Annotated in this window: 14 protein-coding genes; 5 read left to right on the top strand and 9 right to left on the bottom strand. The window is 42.8% G+C overall.

The window, feature by feature from the left end:
• Positions 1 to 46 precede the first annotated feature (46 nt).
• The 6 genes from ACQ4LT_RS04290 to ACQ4LT_RS04315 form a co-directional block, all read right to left on the bottom strand.
• Entirely contained in the window at positions 47 to 661 is a 615-nt protein-coding gene (locus ACQ4LT_RS04290) for a class I SAM-dependent methyltransferase (RefSeq protein WP_445664783.1), read from the bottom strand.
• 6 nt (positions 662 to 667) lie between these two features.
• Complete coding sequence (locus tag ACQ4LT_RS04295) at positions 668 to 2,764, bottom strand: heavy metal translocating P-type ATPase (RefSeq protein ID WP_445664784.1); 2,097 nt, start codon at positions 2,762 to 2,764, stop codon at positions 668 to 670.
• A gap of 7 nt (positions 2,765 to 2,771) precedes the next feature.
• Positions 2,772 to 3,122 (bottom strand): ArsR/SmtB family transcription factor, encoded by a 351-nt coding sequence (locus tag ACQ4LT_RS04300; protein WP_445664785.1) that lies wholly within the window; start codon positions 3,120 to 3,122, stop codon positions 2,772 to 2,774.
• Positions 3,123 to 3,264: 142 nt separating this feature from the next.
• Entirely contained in the window at positions 3,265 to 3,450 is a 186-nt protein-coding gene (locus ACQ4LT_RS04305; protein WP_445665065.1) for an RNA recognition motif domain-containing protein, read from the bottom strand.
• A 252-nt stretch (positions 3,451 to 3,702) separates the two neighbouring features.
• Complete coding sequence (locus ACQ4LT_RS04310; RefSeq protein ID WP_445664786.1) at positions 3,703 to 4,191, bottom strand: GNAT family N-acetyltransferase; 489 nt, start codon at positions 4,189 to 4,191, stop codon at positions 3,703 to 3,705.
• A 27-nt stretch (positions 4,192 to 4,218) separates the two neighbouring features.
• Complete coding sequence (locus ACQ4LT_RS04315) at positions 4,219 to 4,728, bottom strand: Fur family transcriptional regulator (RefSeq protein WP_445664787.1); 510 nt, start codon at positions 4,726 to 4,728, stop codon at positions 4,219 to 4,221.
• 189 nt (positions 4,729 to 4,917) lie between these two features.
• Here ACQ4LT_RS04315 and ACQ4LT_RS04320 point away from each other — a divergent pair, with 189 nt between their 5' ends.
• Both ACQ4LT_RS04320 and ACQ4LT_RS04325 read left to right on the top strand, forming a co-directional pair.
• A complete protein-coding gene (locus tag ACQ4LT_RS04320; protein ID WP_445664788.1) occupies positions 4,918 to 6,792 on the top strand; it encodes an AMP-dependent synthetase/ligase in 1,875 nt (624 codons plus the stop codon).
• 155 nt (positions 6,793 to 6,947) lie between these two features.
• Positions 6,948 to 7,295 carry a hypothetical protein gene (locus ACQ4LT_RS04325; protein WP_445664789.1) on the top strand — a complete coding sequence of 116 codons (348 nt, stop codon included), beginning with the start codon at positions 6,948 to 6,950 and terminating at the stop codon, positions 7,293 to 7,295.
• A gap of 5 nt (positions 7,296 to 7,300) precedes the next feature.
• On the opposite strand, the gene ACQ4LT_RS04330 is transcribed toward ACQ4LT_RS04325, so the two are convergent.
• Both ACQ4LT_RS04330 and ACQ4LT_RS04335 read right to left on the bottom strand, forming a co-directional pair.
• Positions 7,301 to 7,861 carry an LOG family protein gene (locus ACQ4LT_RS04330; RefSeq protein WP_445664790.1) on the bottom strand — a complete coding sequence of 187 codons (561 nt, stop codon included), beginning with the start codon at positions 7,859 to 7,861 and terminating at the stop codon, positions 7,301 to 7,303.
• Positions 7,858 to 9,021, bottom strand: a complete 1,164-nt coding sequence (locus tag ACQ4LT_RS04335; RefSeq protein WP_445664791.1) for a cysteine desulfurase family protein — start codon at positions 9,019 to 9,021, stop codon at positions 7,858 to 7,860. Before ACQ4LT_RS04335 ends, ACQ4LT_RS04330 begins: the two co-directional genes overlap by 4 nt.
• A 156-nt stretch (positions 9,022 to 9,177) precedes the next feature.
• Here ACQ4LT_RS04335 and ACQ4LT_RS04340 point away from each other — a divergent pair, with 156 nt between their 5' ends.
• From ACQ4LT_RS04340 to ACQ4LT_RS04350, 3 genes are all read left to right on the top strand, one after another.
• Positions 9,178 to 10,641: a hypothetical protein gene (locus ACQ4LT_RS04340; RefSeq protein ID WP_445664792.1), complete on the top strand. Its 1,464-nt coding sequence runs from the start codon at positions 9,178 to 9,180 to the stop codon at positions 10,639 to 10,641.
• A gap of 48 nt (positions 10,642 to 10,689) precedes the next feature.
• Positions 10,690 to 11,883, top strand: a complete 1,194-nt coding sequence (locus ACQ4LT_RS04345; RefSeq protein ID WP_445664793.1) for a phosphoglycerate kinase — start codon at positions 10,690 to 10,692, stop codon at positions 11,881 to 11,883.
• Between the two features lie 184 nt (positions 11,884 to 12,067).
• The gene (locus ACQ4LT_RS04350) at positions 12,068 to 13,753 is read left to right on the top strand and encodes an acyl-CoA dehydrogenase family protein (RefSeq protein ID WP_445664794.1); all 1,686 of its coding nucleotides are present in this window, start codon (positions 12,068 to 12,070) and stop codon (positions 13,751 to 13,753) included.
• Here the strand turns inward: ACQ4LT_RS04350 and ACQ4LT_RS04355 are convergent.
• Positions 13,750 to 15,504: a DUF2207 domain-containing protein gene (locus ACQ4LT_RS04355; RefSeq protein WP_445664795.1), complete on the bottom strand. Its 1,755-nt coding sequence runs from the start codon at positions 15,502 to 15,504 to the stop codon at positions 13,750 to 13,752. The two genes, ACQ4LT_RS04350 and ACQ4LT_RS04355, sit on opposite strands and share 4 nt — an antisense overlap.
• Positions 15,505 to 15,600 lie beyond the last annotated feature (96 nt).

Below are 15,600 nucleotides of genomic sequence, written 5' to 3' on the forward strand. Positions count from 1 at the left end.
TTCGCGCTAAAGATAGGATTCGATTTAAACAGCACCAAGTTGATTTCTATTTAACTCCTTCGACAAACATAAACTTCCAGTATCGCCAGTTCCAGCTGTGTGATGTTTGGATATTAAATTTGGTACCGGTCATCATTTGCTGTAGTTCAGGTAGCGAACGAGTATTTATAAATTCTGTATTTGTCCAATTTATAAACTGGTTACAAATCCGAAAGAAACCTTCTCGATTCCAATCCAAAATATAGAGTTTGCCGCTTGGCTTCAGGATGTTATAAAACTGATTTAAAACCTGCTGCTGTTTTTCATAAAAGTGAAAAGAATTCAAGCAGATAATTTTGGTAAAATAATTTTGCGGATATGAGAGATCTTGTACTTTCTGATTATCAAAGCTGATTGAGGATTTTCCGGACAGCCGTTGGCGGGCTATTGCAAGCATTTTATCCGAGGGATCATTAACTACAAAACGGTCAAAAGAATAATTTTGGTCGATAAGCTTTTGAGTAAGTAATCCAGTACCGCCGCTGGGATCTAAAATGATATCTGACGGATCAACTTCAATATAGTTGAGTAGTCTTTGGTGGGTGTGGTCGAGATATTTTTGCCATCTTTGCCCATATTTTTGTGCTTTACGATTATAGCGGTTGATGGTTGAATCGGCCAAAGCAACTTAATTTTTTATCAATCGTGATGAATTAAGCAATATACCCACATCCGGTAGTGACTGCGCGGCCGCGGCTAAAACGGGAGGGAGGATGCCGAATGCCGCAAGGGAAAGTCCCACTAAATTATAAGCGGTTGTGAATCCAAAATTCCACTTAATAATGTTCATTGTTTTGTTGGCGGATGTAAAAAGGGCGGGGACCAGGTTCCAGTCATCGCGCATTAGGGTTATGTCTGCCGTTTCGATGGCGACATCGGTACCGGTTGTACCCATAGCAATACCCACATCGGCTTGAGCGAGGGCAGGGGCATCATTGACGCCATCACCGATCATCACTACCGTTCGACCCTTAGATTGATATTGTTTTACAATATCGATTTTGTTTTCAGGTAACAGTTCAGCTCTGAAATCGATATTTAACTTCTTTGCCAAATGACGAGCGGTTTCAGTGTTATCTCCAGTCAAAAGTTCAACAGCACTAAACGAATGTTGTTCGCGGAGATTTTTAAGAGCAGTGCCTGCTTCAGAGCGTTCAGTGTCTTGGGCAGCAAGCAGACCAATGGGCAGCCCATCTTTTTGTACGATGATAGCTGTTTTGCCTTCTTCTTTAATTTTGTTGATAGTTTTTTGGACATTTTTCTTGTCGTTTTCAAGCAAACGCTCATTCCCAACGGTCACAGTGTGATCATCAAATGAAGCACGAACGCCATTTGCTGTAATCTCTTCAAAATTCTCCGGCTTAGAGAGGGTCAGGTGACGTTTTTGAGCTGCTTCAACAACGGCTTTACCGAGTGGATGATCAGAATACTGCTCGGCACTGGCAGCCATGATGAGCAGTTCGCCCTCAGTAGTTCCATTGAGTGGAGTGATGTCCGAAATTTCGGGTCGGCCAAAAGTAAGAGTCCCGGTTTTATCAATTAGTAAAACATCAGCTCGGGCAAGGGCTTCAATATATTTTCCGCCTTTGATAAGCACGCCGCGTTTGGCATTGGATCCCACCGAAGCCAGCAGGGCTACGGGGGTAGCAAGAGCAAAAGCGCAGGCACAGGCCACTACCATAACGGCAACAGTTGCCATTAGGTCGCCGCTGATGAGATAGGTCAATATGGCAATGAGAGATACTACCGGCAGATACCAGGCCGAAAACTTATCGGCGTAACGCTGTACAGCCCCTTTTCGGGATTCGGCTTCTTCCACCATATTGATAATTTTACCAAAGGTGGTATCACTTCCGACTGCTTCGGCTCGCAGGGTTAAAAAACCACCCTGTGCTATGGTAGATGCAAAAACATTGGATCCTTCTGCCTTTTCAACTGGCATTGATTCACCGGTAATAGGTGATTCATCAATGGTAGCCTGTCCGTCGATTACAGTACCATCGACGGGGATTTTACCACCGGGACGGACGAGGATTTTATCTCCCTGATTTACTTGGTCAATGGGAATTTCTTGCTCAGTACCGTCCCGTAATACAGTAGCGGTCTCCGGTGCGTGTTTTGTCAGTGAGCGAAGAGAATCCCGAGCCTTTTCGGTGGTGTAGCTTTCGATGTAATCGCCGGTACGCATAAAAAATACGACAATGCCACCCGTTACCCATTCTCCGGCTGCCAAAGCCGTAAGTGATCCCAGAGCCATTAAAGCGTGTGGGGTGACGAGTCCCTTTTTAGCGGCTACAACAACCTGTTTAAAGACGGGATATCCCATTAAGAGTACGAGAGAAGTACCGGCCCAGAATGGAACCCACTGCGTTAATGTTTCAAAAAGTCCCAGCCATTCACCGGCTATAACTACCAGTAAGATTGCCCCGAAAACGAGCCCGAATAATCGAAAAGATTTTTGTGCTTTTTCTTTGAGAGATGGGTCGCCGTACTCCCCTTTATTATTTTCTTCATCAGGAATATGATAGCCAATGTCCTCGACGGCTTTTTTAAAGATCTGGAGATCAGGATGGTCGGTTTTTGTCTGAATTTTAGCTTTCTCGGCTGAAAGGAAGACTTCCGCAGACTCTACTTCCTCAAGCTGTTCAAGTGCGCTTTTTACATTATTAGCACAGCCCGAGCAATCCATGCCCTTAACTGTGAGTTGAATTTCTTTCTTACTCATTGTTTACTTATTCATTTGTTGATTCGTATCGCGTGCAATCGTAGACCCCTTCGGCAACTTCTGAGAGAAGTTGTTCGGACTTCTGCAGGATCGTTGTTATGCGTGTATCACTAAGTCTATAATAGATATAACGTCCGTCTCGTTCTTTTTTAACCAAGTCGCAATCAGCAAGACAGCGCAAGTGATTTGAAACATTTGGTTGAGAAAGTCCGGTAATTTCAACTAATTCTCCCACACTTCTCTTTCCGTTGCGAAGTACTTCAATGACCATCAGTCGCGATGGATCTGCAAAGCCGCGAAATAACTTCGCTTTTATTTGAATGGCTTGTTCATCGATCAATAACTGTTCAGTATCCATAATATATTAATATATCATTATATGATGATATAAAATACAAATTTCAGATACCAATTGGAACTCCCTATCAATAGTGAGATGGCTACTAGGCACAAAAGTCCCGAAAGAATTCCGGGGCTTTTAATGAATTAAAAGGTAAAACTTATCGTTGGTTGCCAGCTTTTTCTTTGGGACGCGCTTTGTTCACTTTAACAGTTCGGCCATTGATTTCGGCTCCATCGAGCTCATCGATAGCAGCTTGGGCTTCGTTGTCATTTTCCATTTCTACGAACCCAAATCCTTTTGAGCGACCGTTTCCACGGTCCTTAATCACCGTGGCAGAAATAATTTAAATATAGCTTGTCACAAAGCCTATTAGAATTTTATGGATATATTTGATGGGGCTTCGGCGAGGGGGCTGTGGAACCAGATTTAATATATTACGATTCTGTGTAAATACTGCGTTTCGCAGCAGAGCTACGGAATGAGAAAAACGATGGTTATTATGTCATCCTAATCTTGTTTTAGGATCTAAATAGGTTTGTTAATATTGATATAAGTTGACAGTTGGTGAACTTGATAGTTTTGAAAATGAGTATTATTAAAGCTTCCGATACATATAAAGATGATCTCGATACTCATCATCGAAATGAAGGGCATGCGGAATGCGCCCAGCTTCGGTGAAGTCAAACTTTTGGAGGAGAGCAATACTGGGTTTATTTCCACTAACTAAAATAGATACTGCAAGTCGGTAATTGGAGTTCCGGCAAAATTGAAGGGCATACTCCATGAGCTCAGTAGCAATACCCTGGTCGTGATGATCATAATCCACATAGTAGCTTATTTCAACCACTTCATTCAATGCCTGTCGGTCAGAGCGATAAGGTGAGACAGAAAGCCAGCCAAGCACGGTATCACCATCCAGATAAACAAAAACAGGGTGGGTATTCTTGGGATGATTATTGAGCCATTCTCTACGCTGTTTTAGAGAAACTGGCTGGGTATGGGCCGTACGTAATCCATCTGCTACCGCCTGATTGTAGATAGTATTTATGGCTTTAAGATGTTCAGGCTCGGCCCGGATAATCATCAATTAAGAAATAAGATCAGTATGTAACTATGAGTTAACTTTTGATTTCTTTTTGCCTACTTGCTCTTGCTGACGTTTTTCGCAGGCTTCGGTATCTTGGCAAGTACCGAAAAAGTGGAGAGAGTGACCCGTAATATTGAACTTGTGGATTTTTTCCATCATCGTTTTGATCTCCTGAATACGGGGATCGCAAAATTCTAAGACCGTCCCGCACTTTTTGCAAATAATATGATCGTGCTGTTGGTAGGCATAAGCACGTTCATAATAATATTGATTTTCACCGAACTGCTGGCGCTGAACCAATCCGCATTCTACTAAAAGATCAAGCGTATTATATACCGTTGCTCGGGAGACGCGGGTACCACCTTCTTTCATATTGAAAAAGATATCATCGGCATCAAAATGTCCGTCGGCACGGTAAATTTCTTCCAAAACCATGAACCGCTCCGGGGTTTGCCGTTGGTTGTGCTCCTTTAGGTATGAGCTGAAAATCTCCTTAACTAAATCAATTGTTTCTTCACTTGCCGGATGAGCCATAAAAAGAGGGTCAAATTTTTCTTTTAATATAAGGAATTGGACTTCCTAAAAAAATTCAATCGTTATGTCTGAAACGAATAGGAAAACCCGGAATGCTGACCTGTGCTGAATTTTCAATTCAGAATGTTATATTCGAGCATTACAAATAGTTTGTGATCAGGGTTTTTAACCGTAACTAATTTTAGTTTTATGCCTACAGTTGTAGCTTTTGAAACGTTGACTGAGCTGTTCCTTAATTTATCCAAAAAATATAAGGGAACTGAAAAGACGGCTTTTGCACGAAAGCCGCAAACGGATGAGCCTTATGAAACGATCACATGGGATCAAGTTCATGAAGATACACATACGCTGGCTGCTTATATGGTTACACATGGTATTGAAGCCGGGGACCGAGTAGCTATCCTTAGCGAGAACCGCTACGAGTGGGCTGTTGTTGATTTGGCTTTACAACTAATTGGGGCTGTTAATGTATCCATTTATACCTCATTGCCACCCAAACAGTGTGAATATATTTTGAAGGATTCGGGAGCAAAAATGTTTTTTATCTCCACGGGTATTCAGCTTAAAAAGGCACGCGAAGTGTTTGATAATTGTGAGGATTTGAATCGGGTGATTGCCTTCGATGAACCCAACATCTCGAGCTATTTGGATGATGAGTATGTATCACTTTTTGATAAGGTGATGGTTGAGGGAATGAAGGAATTGCCCAAACAGAAAGATGAAATTGCTCGTCGCAGTAAGACAATCGAGCCAGAAGATCTGGCAACACTCATTTACACTTCGGGAACAACCGGCAAGCCAAAGGGAGTTATGCTGACTCATCGAAATATCGTCAGTAATATTAAGGCTGCTCATCAACAGATTGAAATTATGGATGATGATCGTTGCCTTTCCTTTTTGCCGCTTTGTCACTCTTTTGAGCGTACGGCGGGTTATTACGCGATGATGGCCGGCGGTGCAGAAATTTATTATGCTGAAAGTGTGGATACGGTGGCAAAAAACATGACAGAAGCCCATCCCACCATTATTATGAGTGTGCCACGACTGTTTGAAAAGATCTATAATCTTGTTGCTAAAAGCGTGGAAGAGGGGAGTGCTGTTAAGCAGAAAATTTTCAATTGGGCCCAGAAAGTAGGTCGTAAGTATGCTGACGGTGAACGCGGACTTGTATCTGTGCAGAAAAAACTGGCCGATAAGCTGGTTTTTGATAAGTTAAAAGAACGTACCGGTGGACGTATTCGCTTTTTTGTTTCGGGTGGAGCTGCTTTACCGGCAGAGATTGGCCATTTCTTTATGGGAGCAGGGCTCCATATCATTGAGGGCTATGGATTAACAGAAACATCACCCGTTATGTGTTGTAATACCTACGGCGATGAACAGATGGGTACGGTTGGTAAGGTGTTACCCGGTGTAACCGTTGCTATTCAGCGGCTGGAGGACAGTGAAATTATTACTGAGATCAGCGGTGAAGATTACCCGACGGATCAGGATTCTGAGCAGGGAGAAATTTTGTGCAAAGGTCCCAATGTGATGGAGGGATACTGGAAAAATAAAGAAGCAACTCGTGAAATGATCGATGATGACGGTTATTTGCATACCGGTGATGTGGGTAAATTTGTGGATGGGAAGCTGCAGATTACCGATCGTATCAAGCATATGATCGTAAATGCCGGCGGCAAAAATATTTATCCGGGACCGATTGAGGATCTGTTTAAAACCAGCAAATGGATTGATCAGCTGGTGGTAGTTGGGGAACGTCAGCCCTATATGGCTGCCTTGATAGTACCGGATTTCGAGGCGCTTGAAGCTCATGCTGAGGAGGAGGGCATTGAATATGATTCTATCGAGGATCTGATTCAAAAAGATGAGATTCAGAAAATTTATAACAAAGAGGTGCGAAGCTACTCTAAAGATCTGGCTTCCCATGAAAAGATCAGAGATTTCCGCATTGTGTCTAATGAATTTACGGTTGAGTCGGGTGAGTTAACCCCTACTTTGAAAATTAAGCGCCGTATTGTTGAGGATAAATACGGTCATCTTATTGATGACATTTTCTCCAACTAAGCTGGTTATTAATGTTGTACGAGCTCTTTCGTTGGATTCACATTCTTTCATACCTAATATGGCTGTGTGCATTTGCTGGGAGCCTGGTATACGGATTTAGGATATATAAAGCGAAAGGTGCATCCACTACATATAAATTGATACAAACCGAGCGGATGCTGACAAAGTGGGGAACTATGGTTGGCGCGGGAGGAATAATAATTTCCGGATGGGTACTGTCGAGTATTTCACAAGGTCCGCAGTGGGGATGGTTCGATGTTCAGCTTTATCCCTGGCTGGCATTGAAACAACTGCTTTTTATAATCATTCTTCTGTTGATTGCTATCGATCTTAGCAAAAGTAGGGCACTTGCGAAGCGGCTACAATCAGATGATCCCAATCCAGAAAAGCTCTCCGTAAAAATGTGGAGTGCTGCGTACCGTTTTTCTATTGGCGTATATATTCTCGTCATTATCAGTACCTTATTGGGATGGTATAAACCGGGACTGACAACCTTTGGTTAGTCCTATTAGATTAATTGGTCATGAAACGGAAGATGATCTAAGCATTCTTCGATGGTGTTTCCGGTTTTTAGCAGTGTTCTATTATCTTCAGTAATGAAATTACTTTTCACCGCCTCATCGATAAACTCGATCAACTTATCGTAGTACCCATCAATATTGAATATAATGACTGTTTTATCGTGGATGCCAAGTTGAAGCCAGGTAATGGCTTCCATCAGCTCTTCGAAAGTTCCAAAGCCACCGGGCAGGGCAATAAATGCATCCGAAAGTTCGGCCATCATTGCTTTTCGTTCGTGCATGGTATCAGTAATATGCAGGGCTGTAAGATTTTCGTGGGCGACCTCCATATCATACAAATGCTGGGGAATAACACCGTGAACTTGTCCGCCGCGAGAAAGAGTGGCATTGGCGATCTCATTCATTAATCCCACTGAACCGCCGCCATACACCAACCCAATCTCGTAGGATGCCAAGGCATGTCCCAATGCTTTGGTTTGAGGAATAAAGGACGAATTATTACCGGTTTTTGATCCGCAATAAACGCAAACTCGCTTTTTAAAACTCATGCTTTAACAGATTTCATCATTCGTTCTACGACTACTTCTAACTTTTCTACAAAGTAATCGATTTCTTCTGCGGTATTTTGTTTGCCAAGGCTTACACGGATACTTGAGTTTGCTGTCTTCTGATCCAAGCCGATACCCTCAAGTACATGAGAAGGTTCCATAGCGCCGGAAGTACAGGCCGATCCGTTAGAACAGCAGATACCTTCCACATCGAGGTTCAGTAGCAGCATTTCACCGTCAAGGCCATCTCCGTTAGGATCTAAGAAAGAAATATTGATGATATGGGGGACTCCGTTTTCGGTATCGCCGTTAATTTGATAGCGATCACCGAATGTTTTATCAAGTCCGTTAACAAGCTGCTTGCGCAGTTTGATAAAATGCTTGCGATGGTCATCCATCTCTTTTTGAGCCAGCTCCATTGCTTTAGCCAAGCCAATAATTCCGGGTACGTTCAGCGTACCGCCCCGTCGCCGTCGTTCTTGGGAGCCGCCGTGCATCCAGGGCAGCCAGGGGGTGGCGTGACGCATATACATCACGCCAATACCTTTAGGGCCATAGATTTTATGTCCGCTGATACTCAAAAAATCAAGTCCGAGCTCATCTACGTCCACCGGAATTTTACCAACGCTTTGAACGGTATCAGAGTGGAAAGGAATATCATGCTCCTCGCAAACTTGGCTGATTTCTTTAAGCGGATTGATGGATCCAATTTCATTATTGACATGCATCAGCGAAACCATCGCTGTATTCTCGTTGATTGCTTCCTCTACTTTCTCCGCAGTAATAATACCTTTGGAGTTTGGTTCCAGGTACACCGGTTTAGCACCCTGACGTTTTAAAGCCTCAGCGGTATGCAACACCGCATGGTGTTCAAGTGGAGAGGTAATGACTTCTGTTTTGCCCGTAGCATTAACAACGCCTTTTATGGCACTGTTATCACTTTCTGTACCGCCGCTGGTAAAAATAATTTCGGCCGGCTCGGCCCCGATCATTTCGGCAATATTTTCTCTCGCTTCCTCAACAGCTACTTTGGCATTGTTACCCAATCCATGGGGAGAATTGGCATTTCCATAGTGTTCAGTAAAGTACGGGGTCATTGTTTCAAGTACACGCTCATCCACCGGTGTAGTAGCGGCGTGATCGAAATAAACGGTATCCATATCTCTTTTTTAGCGTTGGAATTTATTGGTCAAAGATATTTAATTTTGGATAGAAAAACAGGGTTTGACTGTACTCATAGTTTACAGTACCATAGAAATATCTGAACATCCTCTTTGTTAGAATAATTGAGCAATATTAAATATCGACTATCATCAATGGACAAACTTTTTTCTCCCAGAATAGTAATTTTGAGTGTTTTTGTATTCATTTTTCAGCTTTCTCCTTTTCATACTGCCAATGGACAGGATTCTACCTCAACGGCAACACTATTGGGATGGGAGCAGCGGATCCGAAATTTTATGCTGGATCGCTCTCACAATCACGGGGGCACGCATTTTAATCGGGGACTGTTTCGCGAGCATCTTAACGAAATGAGCCCCGAACATAACCTGGATCTAATTACGTATCGATATACATTATTTCAGGATTATGATTTTGAACAAGCTCAGAATGCATATCGAATGTCGACAGGCAGTTTAAATGCTACAGACTTTGCAGTTGAAAATACGATTAAAAGTGATCTCACTATTAATAGTAAGAATCAGATTTCTATTAATGGGTATCATGCAGAAAACATCCGTGCAAACCGATTTTTATTTCATCTCGGCTATACTCGGAATCTTACCGGCAAGCATTATTTGGGAGTAAGCCATACTCTGAGCCAGGTTAAAGCCGATCTTGACGCCACTTTTTTCTATCGGTACGGAAACTTTGATGACGGTATGGTTGAAGTGAGTGCAAGTATTTTGGATTGGGGCAGTAATATTGTTCAGGATTTGGCTAAAGACAGCCGAAACAAGTGGAACAAACGATACGAGGTTACTCATCAGTATTCCAACAGTCCGGAACTGTTTTCGGTGAAGTATACGAGTTCGCAATCCAACAGGTTTAAGGTTGAGCTAATGGGGGGCTTGCAAACATATTCGCGAAAGAGAGTAGAGGTACATGCAGATACCAGTAACTATATTGATGAAGAGTGGGCACATTATTTAGGAGGATTAGTTGAATATGATCACCCGCTTTTTACCGTTGGATTAACATATCAGCGAACCTTTTCAAAATTAAAAAGAAAGCCCACATTGAATTCTAACTATGACCTTAATTTTAGCAACTGGCAGATTACTAATCAGTTGGGCCTTTATGCCACCGGTAGAATTAAATCATTTGTTTTGGAACAATGGCTGGGGTATGGACATGATATTGATCGCTTGCAGGGAGAAAAGGTGCCCGGAGATTTAAGGAGACACCGTTTTGAGCGCGTTCCGTTCGATTATCTGGAGAACCCCATTAGTGTTAAAAGCAGGGTGTTTTATGATCCTGCTAAGGCAGGGCTGAGGACCGGATTGGAATTTCATGCTGAGTGCAGTCGACCACAGGGAGAAAAAGCATCTAACGGGGTACGTAGTTTTGATTTCAGAAGAACATACAGCATTGTCAGGGATTATAACGCCCGTTTTACTTACTCGATTGGTTATCGGTTTAGCCCTCATTTTTATTTGCTTGCCGGTATTTCATATGATATTGATAAAGATCAACAGTCCGGACGAGGAACACCAAAAGCAATAGGTGATACCACATGGTTCGATGGTGGGTTTGGACGGCTTTCAATAAGCTGGTAAATTCAGCTATGAAATTATTAGTTAATCAGTTTAAAATTATAGCTACTTATGGATAAGATGACGCTCGAGGATGTACAAATTGAAGGTAAGAAGGTATTAATGCGTGTGGACTTTAACGTACCGATTAAAGATGGAGAAATTGGCGATGACAATCGCATGGTACAGGCACTGCCGTCTATAAATTATGTTACTGAAAACGGTGGTAAACTTATCCTGATGAGCCATCTTGGACGACCCGGTGGAGAGATTGACAAGTCATTGAGCCTAAAACCGGTAGCCAAGCACCTGCAGACGCTGGTCGATACAAAAGTACACTTTGCCGCGGATTGCATTGGAGAGAAGGCGAAAAATGCTATCGATCAGGCCGAAGATGGGGAGATTGTCCTAATGGAAAACGTTCGTTTTCATAAGGGAGAAAAAGCTAATGATGAAGAGTTTTGTAAGCAATTAGCCGAGCATGGCGACCTGTTTTGTAATGATGCGTTTGGAAGCAGCCACCGTTCGCATTCTTCGGTAGCTGGCGTTACTCGTTTTCTGCAGCCGGCTGTGTCGGGATATCTATTGGAAAAAGAGATTAAGTACCTGAATAATTCGATTAATAATCCCAGCCGACCATTTGTTGCAATCCTGGGGGGAGCTAAAGTATCTGATAAGATTGGGGTGATTGAAAATCTACTGGACAAAGTGGACAGCATTCTCGTTGGGGGCGGCATGACCTACACGTTTTATAAAGCAAAAGGACTACCCATTGGTGATTCATTGGTTGAAGATGATAAAGTTGACTTAGCCAAAGAATTGATGCAGAAAGCCGATGAAAAGGGTGTCAATTTTGTACTACCTGTGGATTCGGTTGCGGCAAAAGAGTTTAAAAATGATGCCGAGCACAAAGTTGTTGACGAGGATGGTATTGAAGACGGCTGGATGGGCGTTGATATTGGCCCACAGACCACTATTGCGTTCGGGAATATCATCAAAAATGCAAAGACGGTGGTCTGGAATGGTCCCATGGGCGTTTTTGAGATGGAAAATTATGCGGATGGAACCAATGCAGTTGCTGAAGCTCTTGCCAAATCAACGAAACTTGGTGGAACGACGATTATTGGCGGTGGTGACTCGGCATCAGCTATTAAACAGGCCGGTCTTGAAGAAGCTGTTTCCCATGTTTCTACCGGTGGTGGCGCCAGTCTGATGTTCCTCGAAGGCAAAGATCTGCCCGGTGTGGTTGCACTGACGGATAAATAAGTTTTAGACTGAGGTTCTCCACACTTCCACAATAGTACCCATTTTTTGAGAAGTTACTGTGTCATCCTGAACTTGTTTCAGGATCTGACTTTTGATTTTTGAGGACGGGATAAATTCTCGTCCTTTTTTTATTTATACTTCTTTTTGTTAATCCGTTCTAAAATTCTAAATGGAGAGGTTCATCATGTCGCATCCTAAAAACCAAGTGCTTACCGATGATTACAACGTCAGCCAGAATTTTTATGAGTCTGACTTGATTCTCCGTGATTATGTTAGCCGACATTTTTCTAACCAAGCCCAAGAATTCTTGGATGGCAAATTAGATCAGTTAGGACAAGCAGCGGCAACTGATATGGATGAGCTTTCACAAAAGGCGGATAAAAATGGTCCGGTGTTAAAAAAGCGCAATAAGTTCGGTGAGGGTGTTGACGAGATCGATTTTCACCCTGCCTATTGGGAGCTGATGGACATTGCCGCCGAATCAGAGATGTTTTATTTGAAATATCATCCCGATAATAGGGGAAATTTTATTGGGAGTCGGCATCAAATGGGTTTTGCTCTCGGACAGTTGTATGCGATGAGCGAGTTGGGACAATACTGTCCACATTGCATGACCGATGGTGCAGCCTATTTAGTTGAACGGTTTGCCGATAGGGAGGACAAAAAGCGGCTTTTGCCAAAATTGGGAGCAAAAGAGGGAAATGAGCTTTATTCGGGTGCCATGTTTTTGACTGAGAAGTCCGGGGGCTCGGATGTGGGCGCCAATTTGTGTACGGCCGAAAAGGTAGAGGGAGGTCGTTACCGGTTAAATGGTGAAAAATGGTTTTGTAGTAACGTCAATGGGGATGTGATTATGGCACTGGCCAGAACAGGATCAGTAGAAAAGGGCACCCGTGGACTCTCGCTTTTTCTGGTAGAAAGGGAGTTACCCAATGGAGTGCGTAACCCGATGGAGATTATTCGATTGAAAGATAAATTGGGCGTACGGTCGATGGCTACAGGTGAAGTTCGTTTTCAGGATACCGTGGGAAAGCGATTGGGAGATGAGGGAGAAGGATTCAAAATAATGGCTCAGATGATTAACATTTCCCGAAATTATAACTCCGTGGCTGCTTTGGCTGGTAATCGTCGGGCCATTGTTGAAGCATGGCAGTATCTGAATCATCGAAAAACTTTTGGAAAGCAAGCTGTAGAGCATGCGCTCATAAGAGAAAAATTTCTGGAGCTGGGATCAAAATATCTGGCTGATTTTCTGCTGGTTTGGCGTGGATTGCAAGCGATGGATACCGCCGAAAAGGGGGACGAAGAAGAACAACATCTGTTGCGAATAATTACACCCATGGCCAAGTGGTGGTCGGCAGAGAGTGCCGTTTACAGCGTCCGTGAATGCATGGAGCTAATGGGCGGTAATGGCTATATCGAGGATTTTGTGATGCCCAAATTACTTCGGGATATCAATGTATTGCCCATATGGGAGGGGTCGGGAAATATTATTGTGTTGGATATGCTTCGTGCCACGAGGAAATCCCGCGGACTGGATATCATTTTTGAGATGATTGAAAAGGCGGCGGATCAATCTTCAGAACACGGTGGATTTATGGAAGAGAAACTGACAGAAATTAAAACAATTTGGCAGGATATTCGTGCGTTGAATGATCGTGATAGGTTAGAGGCCTCTGCAAAACCTTTGTTTAAGGAGTTAATCAGACTCTTCCAAATGGCGTTGCTTGCAGATGAGAAACGATCAGGGGGCAACGAGCGGTATGATATTGCACTCGATTACTTGGCAGATACTTTTGATAGCACACCAAGTACACACGATCCGTTGGATATTGACCAGATTGAAACGCTGATTGGCTGGGAGTATTAGCCTGCACTTGCTGAAGCACCGCCACCCGCAGCGCTGGCAGAAGCTCCCGTACCTCCGGATGTACCGGGGAAAGAAGTTGTACCCGTAGCCCCAAGCGTGGAAAAACTACTGGCAACGCTTGCTACAGAGCTGGTATTTGTGCTGAAAGCAATCCAGGCAATTACAGGTACAGCATCAGTATTTGTAGCGATGATGTTTTCGAGCTCTTTTTCTCCCAGACCGAAAGCCAGTCCATAGATAGAATGTTTATCTAACTTATCGGATGAGATACTGTGTTCCTTGGCATTTTTAAGTCCTTCTTTGTAGTTGCTCCATTGGTGATATACTTCTTCTCCTTTGGGAGTGCGTCGAATGATCAGGAAAGAAAATATCAGCGCAAATAGGGTAACAAAAAGGGCTATGAATCCAACCGGACCTGCATAAATGAGTACCGGGATGCTTGCTATAACAAGTAATGATTGCACTGCGATATTCCAGTAGCAGCCGGTGTAGCTTTCTTCATCAATCCAGTTTTGGCTAAATGCGTACTCTTTAAAGCTGTTTTTCCACTTGGCAAACCATGAGGATACCTCAGAATTAGTTCCCTCAAAGATCTTATGCAATTGCTGGTGATCATCTTCGAGGCGTCGTTCAACAAAAGTGATAATTTGTTTTTCCCATTCTTGTAATTCTTGATGATTTACTTGTTTTTCTGTTCGCTCGATAGAAAACGTGGGTTTGTCATCCGCTAAAAAACCTTCTTCGGGAGGTTCCTCCTGAATTTTGAAATAACCTTTTCGGGCCAAATCAAGAACTGTAGCCATGAGCAAGTTGCTGGTTATGTTTCGCCCTTGTAGAAGCCAGCCAATAGCTGCCGGTTGAATTTGTCCCGGTGCCATAATTGTTTCTGTGGATGAAAAGCGAGAGGTAGAATGTCGCTTTCCATATTTTTGATAGAAAAAATAAAATCCTCCAATACTAAGCAGAATGATAAGATAGTTCAGTGTTTCCCAAAGATTAGAGAGATACTTCTGGCGTTCTATCTTTTGATTGCGTTTCTTTTGGTATGTCTGCTCCTCTTTCTGCGCCTGAGCAAGTGAGAAATGGTTATCGGTAGTAGATACTTGGGACTCATTTAGAACTGCCGTGGGAAATATGGCTCTGACTTTGGCAAATTCGTCATCATCGATATTGGAAGCATTGACTGTAAACGCCCCGGTTGACTTTTGTAGATTAAATTGTCCTTTGGGACCCCTTGTCCAGCCGTATAGCGAGTCAGTTGAAACTGATTTGGGGAGTTGGATACTAATATTTAGTTGACTGGTAGACTTGTCCCTCTCATCTGATAAATAATTCCAGAAAAATTGCGACCATGCAGATCCGATTGTTAATGCTCCCTGTAAAGTGTACGATACCGTAAATGTTCGTTTTTCATCCTCCGCTGAATAGTACCACGTTAATTTAATGGACTCATCATTTTTTGCTACGCTAAACGTTCCGGGAGATTCCGTATTTTTATTGATATACGAATTCCCATTTTCCTGAACCTGGATATTCGTAATAGCTGAAAAACCCTGTCGTGGGATTTGATACTCTGCCCAAGAAAAAGATCCATCGAAAACGTACGTCAGGTGTTCGGTAACGTGAATAGTGCCATCTTCGTTGATGGTTATTTCAACTCGAACATCAGGGATTTCATACGACTTTGCAGAAGTAGAAAGAAAACTACTTCCAATTAGTATGATCGAGAGTATGAGGGTTCTAATCCACATGACAAAAGTTAAGCTATAATGATCTTTAAATTTGTTTCTGTAGCATTTTGAGAATTAATAAAATAAAGATAATATTTTTACCTATTTAATAAATAG

The organism is Fodinibius sp. AD559 (genome assembly GCF_052712805.1).